Genomic DNA, 20262 nt, shown 5'->3' with positions numbered 1-20262 from the left:
GCGCGCGAGGCGCCGAGCGGGGAAGATGCGCCGCCATGCACGACCCGAGCGCGCGACCCACCGCCCTCGTCACCGGCGCGAGCCGCGGCATCGGCAAGGCCATCGCACTCGCGCTCGCCGACGCGGGCTTCGACGTCGTCGCCGCGGCGCGCAGCGTCGCGCCGGGCGAGACGCGCGCGCACCAGGTGCGCGACGCGAGCGGTGCGCCGCTGCCGGGGAGCCTCACCGAGACGGTCGCGGCCGTGCGGCGCCGCGGCGTCGAGGCCCTCGCCGTCCCGCTCGACCTGCTCGACCGCGCCTCGATGGACGCCGCCGTCGCGCGCGCGCTCGAACGCTTCGGGCGCGTCGACGTGCTCGTCAACAACGCGATCTACCAGGGAGCGGGGCTCACCGATCGCTTCCTCGACGGCGACTTCGCGGACATGGAGCGCGTGTTCGCGGGCAACGTCGTCGCGCAGGCCTACCTCGCGCGGCTCGTCCTGCCGTCCATGCTCGCGCGCGGCGGCGGCACGATCGTGAACCTCACGTCGCACGCGGGGATGATCGACCCGCCCTACCCCGTCGACCGCGGCGGCTGGAGCTTCGCGCACGGCGCGACGAAGGCCGCGCTCCACCGCATGGCCGGCGTGCTCCACGCCGAGCTCGCCGACCGCGGCATCCGCGCCTTCAACCTCGAGCCGGGCATCGTGACGAGCGAGTCGTTCCTCGCGTCGATGGGCGCCGACGCGCGCATGCTGCGCGAGTTCCCGCACGCGCCCGTCGAGGTGCCGGCGGCCGTGTGCGCGTGGCTGTGCACCAGCCCGGAGGCCGACGCGCTCGCGGGCGGCGCGCCCGTGCACGCGCAGCCGCTCTGCAAGCGCCGCGGCCTGCTGCCGGGATGGCCGCCCGCGCGGAGCGACGCGTGAACCGACGCCTGCTCGCCATCGACTGGATGCGCGGTCTCGTGATGGTGCTGATGACGCTCGACCACGCGTCGATCGCGTTCAACGGCGGGCGCGTCGCGCTCGACTCCGCCTATCCGATCGACCCGTTCACGGGCGCCGGCTGGGTGCCGGGAAGCGCGCTGCCGCCGCTCCAGTTCGCGACGCGCTGGGTGACGCACCTGTGCGCACCGACCTTCCTGTTCCTGTCCGGGACGTCGCTCGCGCTCTCGCTCGAGAAGCGGCGAGGCGAGGCGATGAGCGAGCGCGAGCTCGACCGACACCTGCTCGTGCGCGGCGCCGTCGTGCTCGGCTGCGAGGGCGTGCTCTCGCTGCTCGCCGGCGGGACGAGCGCGATGCTGCAGGTGCTCTACGCGATCGGCGTGAGCCTGTGGTGCATGGTGCCGCTGCGGCGCCTCGACGCGCGCGCGCTCGTCGCGGCCGGGCTGGCGTGGTTCGCGGTCGGCGAGTGGATCACGACGGCGGTCGCGCCTCCCGGCAGCGTCGCCGCGCCGCTCGCGCGCCTGCTCGTCGCGCCCGCGGCCGCGCCGCCGCTCGTCGTCGTCTATCCGCTCGCGGGCTGGCTCGCGATGATGATGCTCGGCTGGGGCTTCGGGCGCGCACTGCTCGCCGCCGGTGCGGCGCGCGACGCGCGCGGCGTCGCCCGACGCTTCGCGCCGCGCTGCGCCGCGGCGGGCGTCGCCGCGCTCGCGCTCTTCGCGCTCGTCCGCGGCCTCGACGGCTACGGCAACATGGGCCTCCACCGCGACGACGGCTCGCTCGCGCAGTGGCTCCACGTGAGCAAGTACCCACCGGCGCTCGCCTACGCGGCGCTCGAGCTCGGACTCATGGCGGTGGCGCTCGGCGGCTTCCTCGCGCTCGAGGCGCGGCTGCGCGCGGGCGCGGCCTTCGCGTCGCCGCGCAACCCGCTGCGCGTCTACGGCGAGACGGCGCTCTTCTTCTACATGCTGCACTTCGTCGGGCTGATGGTCGTCGCCGTCGCACTGACGGGGAACGTCGGGCAGCGCGGGCTCGGCAGCGCCTACGCGGCGACGGCCGCCGCGCTGGTCGCGCTCTACCCGCTGTGCACGGCATGGCGGCGCTACAAGCGCGCGCATCCGCGCGGCTTCGCACAGTACGTGTAGGATCGCGGCCCGCGCGATCGCGAGGAGAGCGAGCGATGGACGAGCGACGCCTCGAGCGGCACGTCGGCGAGATCGCCGACCAGGGCTTCACGTTCGTGGAGGGCGCGATCGAGCCCGCGCTCGTCGCGGAGCTGCGCGACACGATCCGGTCGGTCGCGCGCGCGCTCGGCACGGCGCCGAAGGGCAACCCGGCCGAGGGCTACGCGACGCGGCGCAACTACAACCTGCTCGCCAAGGCCGACGTCTTCGCGCGCATGCCCATCCACGACCACGTGCTGCCGGTGGTCGAGCGCGTGCTCGACCCGGGCTGCCTGCTCTCGGGCATGACCGCGATCGACATCGGCCCGGGCGAGCGCCCGCAGCCGCTCCACCCCGACGACGTGTGCGCCACCGTCCCGCGTCCGCACCCGCCGCTCATGTGCGTCGCGATGTGGGCACTCACCGACTTCACGGATGCGAACGGCGCGACGCGCTACGTGCCGGGAACGCACCGCGCGAGCGCGATGCCCGACTTCGGCACCGCCTACGACACGCTTCCCGCCGAGATGGAGGCGGGCACGGTGATGATCTTCGACGCCGCGCTCTGGCACGGCGGCGGCGCGAACACGACGGCCGACGACTGGCGCCTCGGCGTCAACGTCCAGTACTGCCACGGATGGATGCGCACGCAGCAGAACCACTACCTGGGCGTGCCGCGCGACGCGCTCGCGCGCATGCCCGAGCGGCTGCTCGAGCTGCTCGGCATGAACCTGTACAAGGGCATCATGGGCCACGTCGACGGCCGCAGCCCGGGCGCGGTGCTCGGCGACGCGCGCGTCGCCGAGACGGCCTACGCCGGCGATCGCCCCGCGCGACAGGGGCTCGACGCGCTGACTCGGTAGGCGACCTGCACGCCGGCGCCGCAGCGCGCGCCGCTACGGGCCGAGGAGCTGCGCGGTCGCGAGGTCCGCGAACGGGAAGTGCGTCTCGACGCCGCCGTCGACGCGCCGGCCGTCGACCTCGACGTAGGTCGTCGCGACCGACGGGAGCGGGCGCGCGTCGCGCTGGCCGTCGCCGAGCACGAGGCCGCAGCCCGTCGTCACGTGCAGGCGGTCGAACGCGGCCCCGGGCGCCGCGCCGGCGAGCGCGTCGGCGCCGGCCGCGAGCGCGTCGAGCGGAACCCAGCCCGCCTCGGGCGCGAGCACCTCGACCCACGTGCGCCGCTCGCTCGCCTCGCCCTTCGCGACGCCCGTCGGCACCGCGAGCCCGACCGCGATGCGAGCGGGCACGCCGGCCGCGCGCACGAGCGCCGCCTCGAGCGCGGCGGCGTCGCCCGGGCCGCTGCGCCGCCCGGCCAGTGCCGCGAGCGCGTCGCCCGCGCACGCGTCCGCCGCGCCGTCGCCGGCGGCGACGTGCTCGGCGACCCAGTCGCGCGCCGCGCGCGCGAGCGCGAGCGGCCGCTCGCTGCCCGCGCGCTCGTGAAGCGCGGCGACGACGGCGCGAGCGCGGCGGCATCGGAGGGGATGCCGTCGGACGGCGAGGCGAGCCGCGCGCGCGCCGCCCGTTCGTCGTCCGCTGAGCGCGCGCGCGGGCGGCGCGCCGACGGCGCGGCGCGCGACGACCGCCTCGAGCGTGATCTCCATGGGGAGCTCGGGCGCGGCGCCGGCGCGCCCGTGCCAGAAGCGGTTGCCGCGCGCGTCGCGCACGACGCGCCCCGGCATGCCCGAGCGCACCGAGTACGACTCGACCCCCTGGCGCTCGTCGTTCACGGGAATCGGCACCCAGACGTCGACCGGGCCCGCGCCCTCCGGCACGCCGCGGATCGTGATCTCCGCGCTGAACGCGATGCGGCGGGCGGGCGCGGCGTCGGGCGCCGCGGGCGCGGCGTCCGATGCCGCGGGCGCGGACGGCGTGGCCGGCGCGTCGGCCCGCGCGCCGGGGCCCGCGAGCGCGGCGCACGCGAGCGCGACCGCGAGGCCGACGGCGCGCGCTCTCCGCACTGGGGATCGGCGCGATGCCCGCCGCTCGTCCGCGCCCTCGCCTCGCCGCATCGCCTCGCCTCCTGCGCCTCGCGCCGAGCACCTCGCGCCCGGCGCCGGTAGCCGAGCGCCTCGCGCCCGGCGCCGATGGCCGGGATCCCGCGCCCGGCGGCGCAGTCTACACGCCGGCCGCGCACGCGTCCGGGCGCGCGCGGCCCGCGCGCGGACGGCCGAGCGCGCATGCCGCAGCGGGGTTCGCCGCGCGCGACGTTAGTCGCAGGCGTAGTGGGAGCGGAGGAGCGAGGCCGTGACCGGCGGCGAGAACGCGTAGCCCTGCATCTCGCGACACCCGGTCGCCGCGAGCATCTGGGCCTGCGCGAGCGACTCGACGCCCTCCGCCACCGGCGTGAGCCGCAGCGCGTGCGCCATCTCGACCATCGTCGTGACGAGTCGCGCCTCGGGCGTGTTGGGGTCGGCGTTGCGCAGGAAGCCGCGGTCGAGCTTCAGCATGTCGAGCGGCACGCGCGTGAGGAGCGTGAGCGCCGAGTAGCCCGTGCCGAAGTCGTCGAGCGCGATCCGCACGCCCGTCGAGCGGAGCTCCTCGAGCGCGAGCGAGACGCCGACCTCGTCGCGCAGGAGCGCGGTCTCCGTGATCTCGAGCTCGAGCGCGTCCGGCGAGAGCCCCGTCTCCTTGAGCGTCGTGAACACGGCTTCGCAGATGTCGTCGCGCGCGAACTGGACGGGCGAGACGTTCACGGCGACGCGCTCGATCGACCGGCCCTCCGCCTGCCAGCGATGCGCCTCGCGACACGCGCGCTCGAGCACGTAGCGCCCGAGCGCGACGATCTGGCCCGACTCCTCGGCGACGTGCACGAGCTCGGCGGGCGGCACCGCGCCGAGCTCTTCGTCGTCCCAGCGCAGGAGCGCTTCGGCCGCCACCGCGCGGCCGCTCGGATACGCGACGCGCGGCTGGTAGCAGACGCCGATCTGCCGCTGCTCGAGCGCGCGGTGGAGCCGGTTCTCGAGCGCGAGGCGCCGTCGGACCTGCGCCTCCATGCGCGGCGAGAAGAACTGGTAGGCGTTCCCGCCCTTCGCCTTCGCCTGGTAGAGCGCCGTGTCGGCGCGCTGCAGCAGCGCGTCGATGTCCTCGCCGTCGTCCGGGAAGACCGCGACGCCCGCGCTCATCGTGACCGAGAGCGACTGGTCGCCGAGCGACACGGGCGCGGCGACCGCGCGCAGCACGCGCCCGACCACGCGCTCGGTGGCCTCGCCGTCGTGCACGTCGGTCAGCAGGATCGTGAACTCGTCGCCGCCGAGGCGCGAGACGACCGTGTCCTCGGGGTCGCGGAGCACGATGTCGGAGCTCCGCACGCGCGCGTGCAGCCGCTCGGCGAGCGTGCGGAGCAGCACGTCGCCCGCGCCGTGCCCGAGGCTGTCGTTGACGCGCTTGAAGCGGTCGACGTCGAGGAAGACGACCGCCATGCGCCGGCCCTTCGCGCGCGCGATGCGCAGCGCGAGCTCGGCGCGCTCGCGGAAGAAGCTTCGGTTGCCGAGCCCGGTGAGCGCGTCGCGCGTCGCGCGCGCCTCGGCGTCGCGCAGCGCGCCGGCGAGGGTCGACACGTCCTCGAGCACGCACACGACGCGGCGCGCGCCCGCGGCGCCGAGGGCGGAGCCGCGCGCGCGCAGCTCGACCGTCGCACCGCCCGCCGCCGCCACGCGGAAGCAGGCCGCGACGCTCGCACCCTCGGCGAGCGCGCGCTCGAGCGCGCGCTCGAGCCCGACGCGGTCGTCCGGAACGACGAGCGCGAGGAAGTCGTCGAGGCCGACCGCATCGCGCGGCGCGTCGACGGCCACGATCGAGGCGAGCGCGCTCGACCAGCGGAGCGCGCGCGTCCCGGCGTCGATCTCGAAGTACGCGAGGCCGGTCGCCTCCTCGAGCTCGGCGAGCGCGAGGCTGGCATCGCCGTCCGCGAAGCCCGATGCCGCGGCGGCGCGCGCGGCGGGCCGGCACGCGGCCAGGAGGAAGAGCGCCACGACGTCGACGAGCGGCGCGACGACGTCGTAGCCGCGCCCGCCCGCGACGGGCTCGGCGTCCTCGGTGGGAACGAGCAGCGTGGGCGCGCCGGGGTGCGCGGCGGCGACGAGCTCGGCGGCCGCGCAGGCCTCCTCGTCGCCCGCGATCTCGGCGACGACGACGTGTGCGCGCGACTTCCCGGCGGCGTCGCCGCCCGCCGCGACCTCGAGGCCGTGGCGCTCGAGCGCCGCCCGCACGCGCAGCGCGCGCGGCCCGGCCCCGTGGAGCGAGACGCGCAGCGGTGCGGACGGGTCGTCGAATGCCGCGGCGGGGTGCACGCGGCGGCTATCGGGCCCGGCGCGCTCGGGCTAAACCCCAATTCGGGAGCCGGAGCGGAAGCCGGAGGTGCCGGGGAAAGCCGGGCGCCGCGCGACGCGCGCGGACGGCCGTCGCGCGCGGGCGCCGCCGCGCGGGACGCGCCCGCCGCGCGCCGTCTCCGTGGTATACGAACCGTCCCGCGCGCCCCGGCGCCCCGGCGCGCGGTCGAGGCGCGCTGCGCCGCCGGAGGAACCGTGTCGACCCCGCCCCCGAGCGACCCGAAGCGCACGCCCGTCCTCGTCGGCGTCGGCGAGATCGTGTCGCGAGAGCGCGACCCGCGCCGCGCGCGCGAGGCGCTCGACCTGATGCAGGCGGCGCTCGAGGCCGCCGCCGCCGACGCCGGCGCCCCCGGCCTGCTGCGCGAGGCCGGCGCGATCGCCGCCCCGCGCGGCTTCTGGCGCTACGGCGATCCGTGCCGCGCGCTCGCCCTGCGCTTCGGCTGCCCGAAGGCGACGACGATCGTCGCCGAGATCGGCGTGCTGCAGACGACGCTCGTGGCCGAGGCCGCGGAGCGCATCGCGAGCGGCGAGGCCGAGGTCGTGCTCGTCGTCGGCGCCGAGGCGAAGTTCCGCGCGCTGCGCGCGCAGATCGAGGGCGTCGCGGTCGACGACACGCCGTGCGAGGGCGAGGCCGACCGCGTGCTGCGCCCGCACGCCGACATCCTCCACCCGCTCGAGCTCGCGCTCGACATCGCGATGCCGGTGAAGCAGTACGCAGTGATGGAGAACGCGCTGCGGCGCGCGCTCGGGCAGGACGTCGCGGCGCATCGCGCCGAGCTCGCGCGCCTGTACGCCGCGTTCTCGGCCGTCGCGGCGCGCAACCCGTTCGCGTGGCGGCGCGAGCCGGTCGCGGCCGAGGCGATCGAGCGCGCGTCCGACGCGAACCCGATGCTCGCCTTCCCGTACACGAAGCTCCACACGTCGCAGTGGAACGTCGACCAGGCGGCCGGGCTCGTCCTCTGCTCGCTCGCCGCCGCCGAGCGACACGGTGTCCCGCGCGAGCGATGCGTGTTCCCGCTCGCGGTCGCCGAGTCGAACCACATGGTGCCGCTCGCCGAACGCGCCGAGCCGGAGCGCTGCCACGGCGTCGCGATCGCGGGCGAGCGCCTCGCGGAGATCGCGGGCGTCGCGGCGCGCGACGCCGAGCACCTCGAGCTCTACAGCTGCTTCCCGTCGGCCGTGCGCATGCAGGCGCGCGAGCTCGGCATCGCGCTCGACCGCCCGCTCACCGTGACGGGCGGGATGGCCTTCGGCGGCGGCCCGCTCAACAACTTCGTGCTGCAGGCGATCGCGCGCATGGCGCACGTGCTGCGCGCCGACCCCGGCAGCCGCGGCCTCGTCACCGCCGTGAGCGGCATGCTCACGAAGCAGGGCCTGTCGCTGTGGTCGACCGCGCCGGGCGAGCGGCCGTTCGCGGCGGCCGACGCGACCGACGCGGTCGCGCGCGCACTGCCGACGGTCGCGGTCGACGACGCCTTCGCCGGCCCGGCGCGCGTGCACGGCTACACCGTGCTCTACGAGGGCGGCGCGCCGGCGCGCGTCGTGGCGCTCTGCGATGCGGACGGCGGCCGGCGCGCGCTCGCCGCCTGCGACGACGCCGCACTGCTCGCGCGCGCCGAGCGCGACGAGCTCGGCGGCCTCGCCGTGCGCGTGCGCGAGCGGTGCTTCGAGCCCGCGTGAGGCGCGCCCGCGGCAGCCGGAACGGACGCGGATGCGCCGGCTCGGCGCACCACGAAGGGGAGACGCCGTGAACGCGACCGCCGAGAAGTTCGGATACCCGGGAACGCTCGTCGCCGAGCTCGAGCACTGGCTCGTGCTCGCGCGCCCGGCACAGCCGACGCTCGGGAGCCTCGTCCTGGTCCACAAGGGCGAGGCGACGCGCCTCGGCGCGCTCCCGGCCGCGGCGTCGACCGAGCTCGGCGTGGCGTGCGACCGCATCGAGCGCGCGCTCGCGTCGGCCTTCGCCCACGACAAGGTCAACTACCTCGCGCTGATGATGGTCGACCCCGACGTCCACTTCCACGTGCTCCCGCGCTATGCGGGCGAGCGCGAATTCGCGGGCGGGCGCTTCGCGGACGAGCGCTGGCCGGGGCCTCCGGACGTCACGCACGCGCTCGCGCTCGACGACGCGCAGCGCGCCGCGCTCGTCGACCACCTGCGCGCGCACTTCGCGCGCGCGCGCTGAGCGCGGCCACCGCGGGCGCGGCGCGCGCGCGCGTGGAACCATGAGGCCATGGCGACGCCGCTCCCGCCGACCGACCGCCCCGGCCTCTTCTCGCGAATCATCGACGTCTTCCTGCGCGGGAGCCTCTCGCCCGCGCTGATCGCGGCCTCGCTCGCCGCCGGCCTGCTCGCGCTCGCGCTCACGCCGCGCGAGGAGGAGCCGCAGATCGTCGTGCCGATGGCCGACGTGCACGTCGCGGCGCCCGGCCTCTCGGCCGAGGAGGTCGAGCGCACGATCTCGACGCGCGTCGAGAAGCTGCTCACGCAGATCGACGGCGTCGAGCACACGTACTCGGCGTCGCGGCCCGGCAGCGCGACGGTGACGGTGCGCTTCCGCGTCGGCGAGGACCGCGAGGACAGCCTCGTCAAGATCTACAACAAGCTCTACTCGAACACGGATCGCATCCCGGCGAGCGTCGCGCAGTGGGTCGTGAAGCCGGTCGAGATCGACGACGTGCCGATCGTCGTCGCGACGCTGTGGAGCGAGGACGAGCGCGCGGTCGACGACCACGGCCTGCGCCGCATCGCCGAGGAGCTCGAGGTCGCACTGCAGGGCGTGCCCGGCACGAACCGCGTCGACATCGTCGGCGGGCGGCCGCGCGCGATCCGCGTGGACCTGCTCCCCGACGCGCTCGCCGCGCGCCAGACCTCGGCGCTCGAGGTCGCATGGGCGCTCGGGGTCTCGAACGTGCGCGTGCCGGCGGGCTCCTTCGAGCGCGGCGACGCGCACCTGCTCGTCGACGCCGGCGCGTTCGCGCCCGACGCGGCCGCGCTCCGCGAGCTCGTCGTCGGCGTCGTCGACGGCGTCCCCGTGTTCCTGCGCGACGTCGCGCGCGTGCGCGACGGGCCGGCCGAACGCACGAGCTACGGATGGATGGGCTTCGGGGCCGCGGCCGGGCGCGCCGACCTCGCGCGCCACGGCCTCTTCTTCCCGTCCGTCGCCGTCTCGGTCGCGAAGCAGGCCGGCACCAATGCGGTCGCGATCGCCGACGCCGTCGTCGCGCGCATCGACGCCGTCGCCCCCGAGCTGCTCCCGGCGGGCGTGCACGTCGACGTCACGCGCAACACGGGACACACGGCGAACGACAAGGTGAACGAGCTGCTCGAGTCGCTCGCGATCGCCCTCGTCACGCTGATCGCGGCGATCGCCGTGAGCCTCGGGTGGCGCGAGGGGCTCGTCGTCGCGGTCACGGTGCCGGTCACGTTCGCGCTCACGCTGCTCGTCAACTGGGTCGCCGGCTACACGATCAACCGCGTCACGCTCTTCGCGCTGATCCTCGCGCTCGGCCTCGTGGTCGACGACCCGATCGTCGACGTCGAGAACGTCTACCGCCACCTGCGCATGCGCGCGCAGCGCCCGCTCGACGCCGTGCGCACGGCCGTGAACGAGGTGCGCCCGCCGATCGTGATCGCGACGCTCGCGGTGATCGTCTCGTTCCTGCCCATGGTGTTCATCACCGGGATGATGGGCCCCTACATGCGGCCGATGGCGCTCAACGTCCCGGTCTCGATGGCGATGTCGATGGTCGTCGCGTTCACCATCACGCCGTGGCTCGCCTATCACGCGCTGCGGGGCCGCGCCGAGGCCGCGGGCGACGACGCCGAGGGCGAGCGCGTCGAGGCGACGCGCCTCTACGCGCTCTACCGGCGCGGGCTCGGCGCCTTCCTCGAGCGGCCCGCGCGCGCGCGCGCGCTGTTCGCGACGGTGGCCGCGCTGTTCGCGGGCGCCGCGCTGCTCGTGGGCGTGCGCGCCGTCCCCCTCAAGATGCTGCCCTTCGACAACAAGAACGAGCTGCAGGTGCTCGTCGACGCGCCCGAGGGCACGACGCTCGAGCGCAGCGACGCCGTCGCGCGCCGCCTCGCCGAGGTGCTGCGCGGCGCGAGCGAGGTCGTCGACTTCCAGATCTACAGCGGGCTCGCGTCGCCGATGGACTTCAACGGCATGGTCCGCCACTACTTCCTTCGCCAGGGCCCGAACGTCGCGGAGATCCGGCTCACGCTGCTGCCGAAGGGCGAGCGCGCGCTGCGCTCGCACGAAGTCGCGCTGCGCCTGCGCGGCGAGCTCGAGCGCGTGGCCGGCGAGGAGGGCGTGCGCATCGCGGTGGTCGAGCTGCCGCCCGGGCCGCCCGTGCTCGCGACGCTCACCGTCGAGGTCGCGGGCGACGCCGACACGCCCTACGAGCGCATCCGCGAGGCCGCGCTCGCGGTCGAGGAGCGCCTGCGCGCCGAGCCCGGCGTGCACGACGTCGACTCGACCGTCGAGGCGGACGCGACGCGGCTCGTGTTCGCGCCCGACCCCGAGAAGGCCGCGCGCTCGGGCGTCTCGGTCGCCGAGATCGCAGCGACCGTGCGGCTCGCGCTCGCGGGCGAGACGGCGACGACGCTGCACGTCGCCGACGAGGCGAACCCGCTGCCGATCGAGCTGCGCGTCGCGCGGAGCGAGCGGTCGAGCGAGGCCGCGCTGCTCGCGCTGCCCGTGAAGGGGCGGCCCGGCATCGTGAAGACGCGCGAGGGCGGCGGTGTGCGCGACGGCGCCGTGCCCGTCGTGCGCATCGGCGAGCTCGGCGCGTTCGAGCGCGCGCCCGCCGACCGCGCCATCTACCACAAGGACCTGCGGCGCGTCGCGTTCGTGTACGCGGAGCCGGTCGGGCGCGCGCCGGCCGAGGTCGCCGCCGACGTCGAGGCCGACCTCGCGGACGCGGGCGCGCGCGGCGAGGCCGCGTCGGACGCGCGCGCGCCGCGCGCGCTCGCCGGCCGCACCTACTTCGCGAACGGCGGGGGCCTCCCCTGGCGCCTGCCCGCCGGCACGCGGATCGCGTGGATGAGCGAGGGCGAGCTCGAGATCACGCGCGACGTGTTCCGCGACCTCGGCATCGCGTTCGGCGTCGCGCTCGTCGGCATCTACTTCCTCGTCGTCTACCAGACGCAGAGCTATGCGATGCCGCTCGTGCTCATGATCTCGATCCCGCTCACGCTGATCGGCATCATGCCGGGCTTCTGGCTGCTGCAGCTCTTCGCGCCGCACGACGTCGGCGGCCACGCGAGCCCGACGTTCTTCACGGCGACGGCGATGATCGGGATGATCGCGCTCGCGGGGATCGCGGTGCGCAACGCCGTGCTGTTGATCGAGTTCCTGCACGTCGGGCTGCGCGAGGGCCTCTCGCTCGAGGAGGCGACCGTGCGCGCGGGCGCCGTGCGCACGCGGCCCATCCTGCTGACGGCGGGAACCGCGATGCTCGCGGCCGTTCCGATCACGCTCGATCCGATCTTCTCGGGCCTCGCGTGGGCGCTGCTCTTCGGCCTGCTCGTCTCGACCGCGTTCACGCTGCTCGTCGTCCCCGTCGCCTACTACCGCGTCTATCGCGACGTTCCCGGCCACGGCCTGCCCGTCGCCGGAGCGGAGGACTCGCCATGATCCGCCTCCCGCGCCGGCGGCGCGCGCTCGCCGCCGCGATTCCCACAGCCGCCCTGCTCGCCGCGTGCGGCGAGGCCGTCGCGCCCGCGACGCGCGACCTGCCGCGCGTCGCGCCGCCCGAGGGCGCCGTCGCCGTCGCGGCCGAGGAGCGGGTCGGACCCGAGGTCGAGTGGGCGTCGGGCGCCATCGCCTCCGCGCGCCACACGATCGTCTCGTCGCGCGTGCTCGCGCGGATCGAGGACGTGCGCGTCGCCGCGGGCTCGACCGTGGCGGAGGGCGACGTCGTCGTCGTGCTCGACGCGCGCGACCTGCGCGCGCGCGTCGACGAGGCCGACGAGGCGCTGCGTGCCGCGCGCGCGCGGCGCGAGCTCGCCGAGCGCGAGCACGCGCGCATCGAGGCGCTCTTCGGCGGCGGCGTCGCGTCGCGCAGCCAGCTCGACCGCGCGAGCGCCGAGCTCCACGCGGCGCGCGCCGACGTGAGTGGGCGCGAGGCGGCGCTCGACCAGGCGCGCACCGCCCTCTCCTTCTCGTCGCTGCGCGCGCCGGTCGGCGGGCGCGTCGTCGACCGCCTCGCCGAGCGCGGCGACACCGCGACGCCGGGCGCGCCGCTCTTGCGCATCTACGACCCGTCGAGCCTGCGCGTCGAGGTGCCGGTGCGCGAGTCGCTCGCCGTCTCGCTGCGCCTCGGCCAGGAGCTCGACGTCGAGATCCCCGCGCTCCCGCTCGCGGCGCGCGGCGCGATCGAGGAGATCGTCCCCTTCGCCGACCCGGGCGCGCGCACGCTGCTCGTGAAGGTCGGCTTCCGCGCGCGCGACGAACGCGTGCTCGCCGGCATGTTCGCGCGCGTCGCCGTCCCGAGCGGCACGGCGCGCCGCGTGCTCGTCCCGCGCGACGCCGTGCACGCGATCGGCCAGCTGCGCTTCGTCGACGTCGCGGCCGGCGACGACGCCGCCGAGCGGCGCCTCGTCACGGTGGGCCCCGACGAGCCGCCGGATCGCGTCGAGGTGCTGAGCGGGCTGCGCGCGGGCGAGCGCGTGTGGACGCGGCCCGCGGCCGACGCCGACGCGCCCGCGCCCGCGCCTACGCAGCCGTGACGAAGAGCCCGACCGCGCACACGAGCGCGACGAGGAAGGCGAGCGAGCGGAGCTTGTCGAGGTCCGAGACGTAGAACACGGCGTGCAGCAGGCGCGCGCCGACCCACCCGAGCGCGAGCGCCGAAGCGGTGCCCGCGTCGCCACCCGCGAGATGGTTCACGACGACGGCCGGCGCGAAGACGGCGATCGCCTCCCACGCGTTCTCCTGCGCCGCGACGACGCGCGCGCCCGCTCCCGTGAGTCGCGCCGACTGCGCGCGCGGGTAGTGGTTGTCGAGCGAGCCGAGCTGCTTCGTCTTGTAGTAGCCGGACGTGCCGGCGAGCAGGTAGGGCAGCACGCATCCGACCAGCACGCACCAGAAGGGAACCGTCATCGCTCCTCCTCGCGATCGGCGCGTCGCGGGGACGCGGCCGTCGCACGAACGCGCGGCGCACGGTCATACGGGCCACGTCGCCGTACGCCCGCGCGCGAACGCGCATGGCATACTCGCGCGCGGGAGAACGCATGGGCAACCAGAAGCTGTACATCCACGAGTTCGTCGACATCCTCGGGCCGAACCGCGCGCGCTACATGCACCACGCCACCGCGAACTGGAGCCCGCAGGCGCGCGAGGAGCGCGGCCAGCTCTGCTACGGCGTGTTCGGGACGGTGGGCAGCACGGGGCGGTGGCCCGAGGTCGTCAACATCTGGGAGGAGGACGGCTTCGAGGGCATGGCGGCGTCGTTCGACCACGAGCTGTCGAGCCCCACCCTCCAGGACCCGTCGCTCGCCGTGTGGTGGGCGGAGGCCGCGAAGTACCGGCGCGGCGGCGTCGACCGCCTCGTCGTCCCGGCCCCGTGGACGCGCACGGTCGAGGAGCTCTGCGCCGACGGCGTGCGCGGTGCGGTCTACGCGCACGAGCTCGTCCGCGTCGAGCCGGGAACGTCGTCGGACTACCTCGAGCGCGTGCGCGAGGTCGGCATCGCGGCGCACGCGGCGTTCGGGTTCGAGCTCGTCGGCGCCTTCGAGACCGCGATGCGCAACGACTCGGAGTGCATCGTGCTCTGGGCGATCCCGAGCTGGGCGACCTGGGCGAAGTACGAGCGCGCGCAGCGCGGCGACGCCGGCATGCGGAAGTTCCGCGACGCGACGCGCGGCATCGCCGTCGACTGGGAGCGCACGCTGCTCGTCGAGGCCGAGTTCTCGCCGCTGCGCATCGGGCGCCAGCCCGAGGTCGGCGACCGCCGGCCGATCGACCAGGTCTGAGCCGCGGCGGCCGCTACTCGCGCGCGCCGGCGCGCGTCAGGATGTAGCGCTCGCGATACGCGCCGTAGAGCTCGCGGATCCGCTCGGACGTGAGGCCGAACTCCTCGAGCGAGTAGGCGTGCGGCGCGCGCTTCTCGCGCGCGTTGTCCTCCGTCCAGCGCTCCATCTTCTCGCGCGCGACGGCCGTGAGCTCGCGGCCGATGCGCGCGTACACGGAGCGCACCGTCTCGACCGGGTCCTTCACGCTGTCGAGGAACCACACGTCGATGAAGCGCTCGGCCATGCGCGGGTCGGCCGCGATCGCGGCATCGCGGTAGCGCATCGAGCGCTCCATCGCGCGCGCCCACTTCGCGCTCCAGTGCGCGCCCACCCAGTGCAGGTCGGGGCGATCGGTGCCCATGGCGAACAGGTACTTCGACATGCTGCAGATCGACGGGACGATCTGCTCGGGCTCGCGGTGCGTCTGCACCACCGTCGCGTCCGGGAAGAGCGTGAACAGCTCGCGCAGGTAGTGCAGGTGGTGCGGCGACTTGAGCGTCCAGCGCGGCCGCACGCCGCCGCGCTGGCGATGCTGCCACTGCAGGAACTGGAGCATCCGCAGCAGGTAGCGGTAGCCGGGCATCTGGTCCTGCGCGTCGACCCACTCCGCATAGCTCGGAAGGCGGCAGTAGCTGTCGGGCACCGCGCTGTAGAAGGACTGCTCGAGGAGCATGATCTCCTCGTCGGGGCTCGTCGCGTCGAACGGGTGGATCGCCATGAGCTCCGGGGCGAGCTCGAGCGTCATGCGCACCTCCTCCTTCGCGACCGCGATGCGCTCGTCGGGCGCGTCGGGCGCGCAAGGCTCCCAGCCGTCGAACGGCGCGGGGAAGCGCGTCTCGTACCACTTCGCGGAGTCGAACTCCGGGTCCTCCGCGATCACGCGGTGCAGCATCGTCGTGCCCGTGCGCGGCAGGCCGCAGACGACGAGCGGTGCGCCGATGTGCTCGTCGGCGATCTCGGGATGGCGGTGGAACCAGCTCTCGACCCGGGCGCGCGTCGCGAGCACGTTGACGGTGCGTTCGCGCTGCATGGCGCGGCCGGTCTCGTTCAGGTCGGCCTCGTCCTCGAGCGAGCGCAGGAGCCGGCGGAGCGGCTCCTCGAAGTCGCTCCCGAAGTCGCTCGAGCCCGCGCGCTCGCGCGCCTCGGCGAGGATCGAGTCGAAGTCGAACGAGGCGGCCACGCGCATTCCTCCCCGCGCGGCCGCGAGGCGGCTCGGCGCGCGCGGCAGTGTAGGCGCTGCGCGGTCGGCCCCGGAACGAAAAAGGGGCGGAGCCCGGCGGGCTCCGCCCCTCGATCGTCGCGCGCGCAGCGGGCCCGGCTGCGCCGGTGCACCCGCCGCCGCCGCCGAACTAGCGAGGCCGCAGCTCGACGCGGCGGTTGCGCTGGTAGCCCGCCTCCGTCTCGCTCGTGTCGAGCGGGTTCGACTCGCCCTTGCCCACCGACTGCAGCCGGCCGGACTCGACACCCTTGCGCACGAGGTAGTCGCGCACCGCGCCCGCGCGCCGCTCCGAGAGCGACTGGTTGTAGTCCGCGCTGCCGCGCTGGTCGGTGTGGCCCTCGATCGTGATGTTCACGTCGGGGCACGCCCGGAGCTGGCCCGCCGCCTGGTCGAGGATCGGCGCGCTCTGCGGGCGGATCTCGGCGCGGTCGAACGAGAACTCGATGCCGTTCAGCGTGACGCCCGTGCAGGCGTTGGCCGCCACGGCCGGAAGCGAGCGGCCGCCGGGCGCGTCGCCGACCATGACGCCCTTGGTGAAGGCCGCGAGCGCCGTGCCCGTGCCGACCGCCGACGCGTTGCGGAAGCTGCCGCACGGCGACGAGATCTCGGAGAGCGTCTGCAGGAACCGCGCGCCCGCCGGGTCGTCGCCGACCTGCACGCCGTGGTAGCAGACGCCGCTCGCGTAGGAGCTCGCGAGCGCGGTCGCGGCGTCGAGCGCCGCGGCGGAGTCGTCGGGCTCGCCGTCCGTGAACACGACGACCGCGGCGCGGCCCGTCTTCCCGTCGAGCTGCGAGCCGATCTCGCCGATCACGCGGTGCAGCGGCGTCTCGCCGCCGCGGCCGTCGACGCGGCCCATCACGTGCACCTGGTCGACCGTGCCGCGCAGCGCGCGCCGGTCGAACGACTGCAGCGCGAGCGACACGCGGTCGTCGCCGCCGAAGCCGATGGCGCCCGCGTTGTAGGTCGTGCTCGCGGCGCGCGCGTCGGGCGCGGGAAGCGCGTCGACGAAGCCCTGCGACAGCGCCTTCGCGCGCGGGAACGACTTCGCCTCGTACATCGTGCCGGAGGCGTCGGTCACCACGAAGACGTGGTCGACGACGCGCTGCTCGCCGGCCGACAGCGTGACCGGCGAGACCTGGGGAGGGGCTTCGGGCGCGAGCGGCGTCGCCGCGCATCCGAGCGCGGCGAGCCCGCCCGCCGAGAGGACCGCCACGGCGGCCGAACGGAAGGACTGGGACATGATGTTTCGAGCTCCTCGTCGCGGGCGCGGCGTGCGAGCCGTGGCCAGCGGGGGTGAACGGGCTCCAGCGAGCACCGGTCGCGTAGCATAGGAAGTCCACCTAGGGCGTAAAGTGCGAACGAAGGGCGGCGCGCGCGTCGCGCGCGCGCGCGGCGGGTGCACGCGAGGCGCGACCGACCCGCGAAAGCCGGCGAGAACACGGCGCATTCCCGCGCGGTCGCCCGCGGCCACGGCGGCCCGCGACGCGCGGCGGCGGGCGCCGGCGCGCGCGCACCGCGCGGGCGCGCTGGGCTACATACGGCGCGATGGCCGCGCCCGCCCCGCCCTCCGCGCCGCCCCGCCGCGGGCCCGGCGTCGCGCTCTGGCTCCTCGCTGCGGCCGTCGCGCTGCTCGTCGTCGAGTCGGCGCGACCCGCTCCGCAGCTCGACGACTCGTTCATCTCCTATCGCTATGCGCGCAACCTCGTCGAGGGAAACGGGCTCGTCTGGAACCCGGGCGAACGCGTCGAGGGCATCACGAACCTGCTCTGGACGCTCGCGATCGCCGCGGGCACGGCGCTCGGACTCGACGCGCCGGCGGTCGGCCATGCGCTCGGCGTCGCGAGCGGTGCCGCGCTGCTCGTCGCGGTCTACGCGCTCGCGAGCGCGGGCGTGCCCGCGCGCGCGCGCTGGGTCGCGGGGCTCGCTCCGTTCGTCGTGCTCGCGTCCCCCGCCCTTCCCTACTTCGCGACGAGCGGGATGGAGACGCTCGCCTTCCTCGCGCTCGCGGTCGGCGCGCTCGCCGCACAGGCGCGCGCGCGCCGCGGCGCGACGGCGCTGCTGCTCGCGCTCGCGCTCGCGACCCGTCCCGACGCCGTGCTCGTCGCGGGCGTCGCGCTCGCCGCGCAGATCCTCGGCGACGGTCCGCGCCGCGCGCGGAGCTGGCGCCCCGCGCTGGCCGTCGGCGCCGCCGGGCTCGCGCTCTGCGCGTTCCGGCTCGCCTACTACGGCTCGCTCGTGCCGAACACGTTCCACGCGAAGGTCGGCGGCGTGCCGCTCGCCGCGGCACTCGGGAAGGCCGCGGGCTTCCTGTTCGAGGCGCCCGTGTTCGCGGCGCTGCCCGCGATCGCGCTCGCCCTCGCGCGCCGCGACGCGGTCGCGCGCACGGGGCTCGCGTTCTGCGCGGCGACGCTCGCGTACGTGCTCGCGACGGGCGGCACCGCCCTCACGTTCTCGCGCTTCCTGCTGCCGATCTTCCCGACGCTCGCGGCGCTCGGCGCGCGCACGGCGGCGCTCGCCGTGTCCGACGCGGAGCGCGCGGCCCCGGCGTGGCTCGCGTGCCTCGTCGCGTGCGCGGCGAGCTACGTCGCGGGCGGGCCGGCGGTCGGCGCGGCGGCACTCGCGGCCGGCGTCGGCTTCGCGCTCGCGCGCCGCCCGGCATTGCCCGGCGCGCGCGCGAGCGCGCGGATGGGCGCGCGGACGAGCGCGCGCGAAGCCGTCGCCGCGCTCGCGGTCGCGCTCGCGGCCGCGGTCGCGGCCGTCCCGTTCGCGAGCCCGCGCTGGCGCGACGCGCGCGTCGCGAGCAAGCGCGCCTTCGACGAGCAGCTCGCCGAGGGCGATCGCGCGCGCGCGCAGCGGCTCGCCGCCCTGCTGCCCGAAGACGCGACGGTCGGCGCCGTCGCGATCGGCGTCATCGGCTTCGAGACGCGCTTCGTCGTGCTCGACCTGCTCGGCCTGACCGACCCGGTGATCGCGCGCAGCAGCGACGCCGTGCGGGGCGCGGTCGCGATGGGGATGGGACACCTGCGCTCGAACGCGGCCTACGTGCTCGCGCGCAGGCCCGCGGCGCTGCTGATCGGCCGCGACCCGGGCCCCGACGAGCCCGCGCTCGCGGCGGTGCGCGCGCTGTGGGAGCACCCGGGGCTCGCGCAGCACTACGTCTACGACGAGCGCGTCGGCGCCTGGCTCCGGCGCGACGTCGCCGCGACCGGCCCGCGGGCCCGGTAGTCGCCTAGCGAGCGGGGCGCAGCTTGTAGCGGATCGGCAGGTGCTTCACGCCGCCGACGAGCTGCGAGCGCAGCCGCTCGACCGGGCCCGTGAGCTCGATCTCCTCGATGCGCGGCACGAGGTACTTGTACGCCATCTCGAGCTCGAGGCGCGCGACGTGCGCACCGGCGCAGAAGTGCTCGCCGATGCCGAACGCGAGGTGGCGGTTCGGCTTGCGGCCGATGTCGAACTCGAAGGGGCGCTCGAAGATCTCCTCGTCGCGGTTCGCCGACGGGTAGAAGAGCCCGAGCTGCTCGCCCTTGCGGATCTTGCGGCCGCGGATCTCGACGTCCTCCGACGCCGTGCGCGCGAAGTGGATGATCGGCGACGTCCAGCGCACGATCTCCTCGATCGCGTCCGACATCAGCTCGGGGTGGCGCTGCAGACGGCGCAGCTGATCCTGGTGCTGGATCAGCGCGAGCATGCCGCCGCTCGTCGCGTTCCGCGTCGTCTCGTTGCCCGCGATGATGATGATGAAGTAGTAGGAGAGCACCTCGATCGGCTCGAGCTTGCGGCCGTCGACCTCGGCGTGGACGAGCGCGCTCGCGATGTCGTCCGCCGGGTTCTTGCGCTTGTCCTCCATCAGCTTCGTCATGTACTGGAAGACCTCGATCATCGCGGCCTGCGCCGTCGCGTTCGAGTCCTCGCCTTCCTTCTGGTACTCGGGGTCGCCGGCGCCGATGATCTGGTTCGTCCAGCGGAAGATCAGCTCCCAGTCCGAGCGCGGCACCCCGAGCAGCCACGCGATCACCGCGATCGGGAGCGGCGCCGACACCTGCCGCACGAAGTCGCACTCGCCCTCCTCGCCCTGCTTGAACAGGTCGTCGACGATCTCGAACGCGATGTCGTGGATGTCCTTCTCGATCTTCTTGAGCGCGCGCGGCGTGAAGCGGCGGCTGATGAGCTGGCGGAAGCCGTGGTGCTTGGGAGGATCCATCTGGATCAGCGTCTGCGGCGGCTGGAAGGCGCCCTCGCCGCCGCGATCCTCGAACTCGAGCACGAGCAGCGGCTCGTTCAGGAAGCGCTTCGGATCCTTGCCGATCGCCATGATGTCGGCGTGCTTCGTGATGGCCCAGTACGAGGAGCCCGACGGCCGCTCGATGAAGCGCACCGGATCGTGATTCCGCAGCCAGGTCCAGGCGTCGTGCGGATAGCCGTGCTCGACGTAGACGTCCGGATGGATGAGGTCGACGATCGGAGCTTCCGTAGCGGGTGCGGCCATGGGGTCCTCCTCGGGCGGCGGGCGCGTAGGATGTCTCGCTGGCCCGCGCGTCACAAGCGTGTTCTCGCCTGCGGTCCCTCATCGGAGGACGGCGCGCGCGCGTGATAGCCTGCGCGCGACGAGCCGC

General features: G+C 75.4%; 15 protein-coding genes. 9 read left to right on the top strand and 6 right to left on the bottom strand.

Features of this window, described 5'->3' with window-relative positions; translation table 11 throughout:
* Positions 1-35: 35 nt before the first annotated feature.
* Genes R3E88_08175 through R3E88_08165 form a run of 3 tightly spaced genes read left to right on the top strand, consistent with a single transcriptional unit; the run spans position 36 to position 2946 of the window.
* The gene (locus tag R3E88_08175; protein ID MEZ4216438.1) at positions 36-905 is read left to right on the top strand and encodes an SDR family oxidoreductase; all 870 of its coding nucleotides are present in this window, start codon (positions 36-38) and stop codon (positions 903-905) included.
* On the top strand, positions 902-2065 hold the full coding sequence (locus R3E88_08170) for a heparan-alpha-glucosaminide N-acetyltransferase domain-containing protein (GenBank protein ID MEZ4216437.1): 1164 nt from the start codon (positions 902-904) through the stop codon (positions 2063-2065). Before R3E88_08175 ends, R3E88_08170 begins: the two co-directional genes overlap by 4 nt.
* A 35-nt stretch (positions 2066-2100) precedes the next feature.
* Entirely contained in the window at positions 2101-2946 is an 846-nt protein-coding gene (locus R3E88_08165) for a phytanoyl-CoA dioxygenase family protein (GenBank protein ID MEZ4216436.1), read from the top strand.
* Positions 2947-2979: 33 nt separating this feature from the next.
* Here the strand turns inward: R3E88_08165 and R3E88_08160 are convergent, their stop codons facing one another.
* Positions 2980-4044, bottom strand: a complete 1065-nt coding sequence (locus R3E88_08160; protein ID MEZ4216435.1) for a transglutaminase domain-containing protein — start codon at positions 4042-4044, stop codon at positions 2980-2982.
* Between the two features lie 249 nt (positions 4045-4293).
* Entirely contained in the window at positions 4294-6375 is a 2082-nt protein-coding gene (locus tag R3E88_08155; protein ID MEZ4216434.1) for an EAL domain-containing protein, read from the bottom strand.
* 234 nt (positions 6376-6609) lie between these two features.
* Between R3E88_08155 and R3E88_08150 the strand changes: the two genes are divergently transcribed.
* The 4 genes from R3E88_08150 (at position 6610) to R3E88_08135 (ending at position 13146) form a co-directional block, all read left to right on the top strand.
* Positions 6610-8094, top strand: coding sequence for an acetyl-CoA acetyltransferase (locus R3E88_08150; protein ID MEZ4216433.1), 1485 nt, complete (start codon positions 6610-6612; stop codon positions 8092-8094).
* A 67-nt stretch (positions 8095-8161) separates the two neighbouring features.
* Positions 8162-8599 carry an HIT family protein gene (locus tag R3E88_08145; GenBank protein MEZ4216432.1) on the top strand — a complete coding sequence of 146 codons (438 nt, stop codon included), beginning with the start codon at positions 8162-8164 and terminating at the stop codon, positions 8597-8599.
* Between the two features lie 48 nt (positions 8600-8647).
* The gene (locus R3E88_08140; GenBank protein ID MEZ4216431.1) at positions 8648-12052 is read left to right on the top strand and encodes an efflux RND transporter permease subunit; all 3405 of its coding nucleotides are present in this window, start codon (positions 8648-8650) and stop codon (positions 12050-12052) included.
* Entirely contained in the window at positions 12049-13146 is a 1098-nt protein-coding gene (locus R3E88_08135) for an efflux RND transporter periplasmic adaptor subunit (protein MEZ4216430.1), read from the top strand. The genes R3E88_08140 and R3E88_08135 overlap by 4 nt, the downstream gene beginning before the upstream one ends.
* On the opposite strand, the gene R3E88_08130 is transcribed toward R3E88_08135, so the two are convergent.
* The gene (locus R3E88_08130; protein MEZ4216429.1) at positions 13133-13519 is read right to left on the bottom strand and encodes an MAPEG family protein; all 387 of its coding nucleotides are present in this window, start codon (positions 13517-13519) and stop codon (positions 13133-13135) included. The two genes, R3E88_08135 and R3E88_08130, sit on opposite strands and share 14 nt — an antisense overlap.
* Positions 13520-13650: 131 nt before the next feature.
* On the opposite strand from R3E88_08130, the gene R3E88_08125 reads away from it, so the two are divergent.
* Positions 13651-14391 carry an NIPSNAP family containing protein gene (locus R3E88_08125; GenBank protein ID MEZ4216428.1) on the top strand — a complete coding sequence of 247 codons (741 nt, stop codon included), beginning with the start codon at positions 13651-13653 and terminating at the stop codon, positions 14389-14391.
* A gap of 13 nt (positions 14392-14404) precedes the next feature.
* Here R3E88_08125 and R3E88_08120 read toward each other — a convergent pair whose 3' ends face one another.
* Both R3E88_08120 and R3E88_08115 read right to left on the bottom strand, forming a co-directional pair.
* The gene (locus R3E88_08120; protein MEZ4216427.1) at positions 14405-15610 is read right to left on the bottom strand and encodes a sulfotransferase; all 1206 of its coding nucleotides are present in this window, start codon (positions 15608-15610) and stop codon (positions 14405-14407) included.
* A gap of 169 nt (positions 15611-15779) precedes the next feature.
* Entirely contained in the window at positions 15780-16889 is a 1110-nt protein-coding gene (locus R3E88_08115) for an OmpA family protein (protein MEZ4216426.1), read from the bottom strand.
* Positions 16890-17194: 305 nt separating this feature from the next.
* On the opposite strand from R3E88_08115, the gene R3E88_08110 reads away from it, so the two are divergent.
* Positions 17195-18874 carry a hypothetical protein gene (locus R3E88_08110; protein MEZ4216425.1) on the top strand — a complete coding sequence of 560 codons (1680 nt, stop codon included), beginning with the start codon at positions 17195-17197 and terminating at the stop codon, positions 18872-18874.
* 4 nt (positions 18875-18878) lie between these two features.
* Here R3E88_08110 and R3E88_08105 read toward each other — a convergent pair whose 3' ends face one another.
* A complete protein-coding gene (locus tag R3E88_08105) occupies positions 18879-20135 on the bottom strand; it encodes a cytochrome P450 (protein MEZ4216424.1) in 1257 nt (418 codons plus the stop codon).
* Positions 20136-20262 lie beyond the last annotated feature (127 nt).

Source organism: Myxococcota bacterium, assembly GCA_041389495.1.
Lineage (GTDB): Bacteria > Myxococcota_A > UBA9160 > UBA9160 > UBA4427 > JAWKRT01.
The sequence above is the reverse complement of the archived record's forward strand: the minus strand, read 5'-3'. Positions and strand labels throughout refer to the sequence as shown.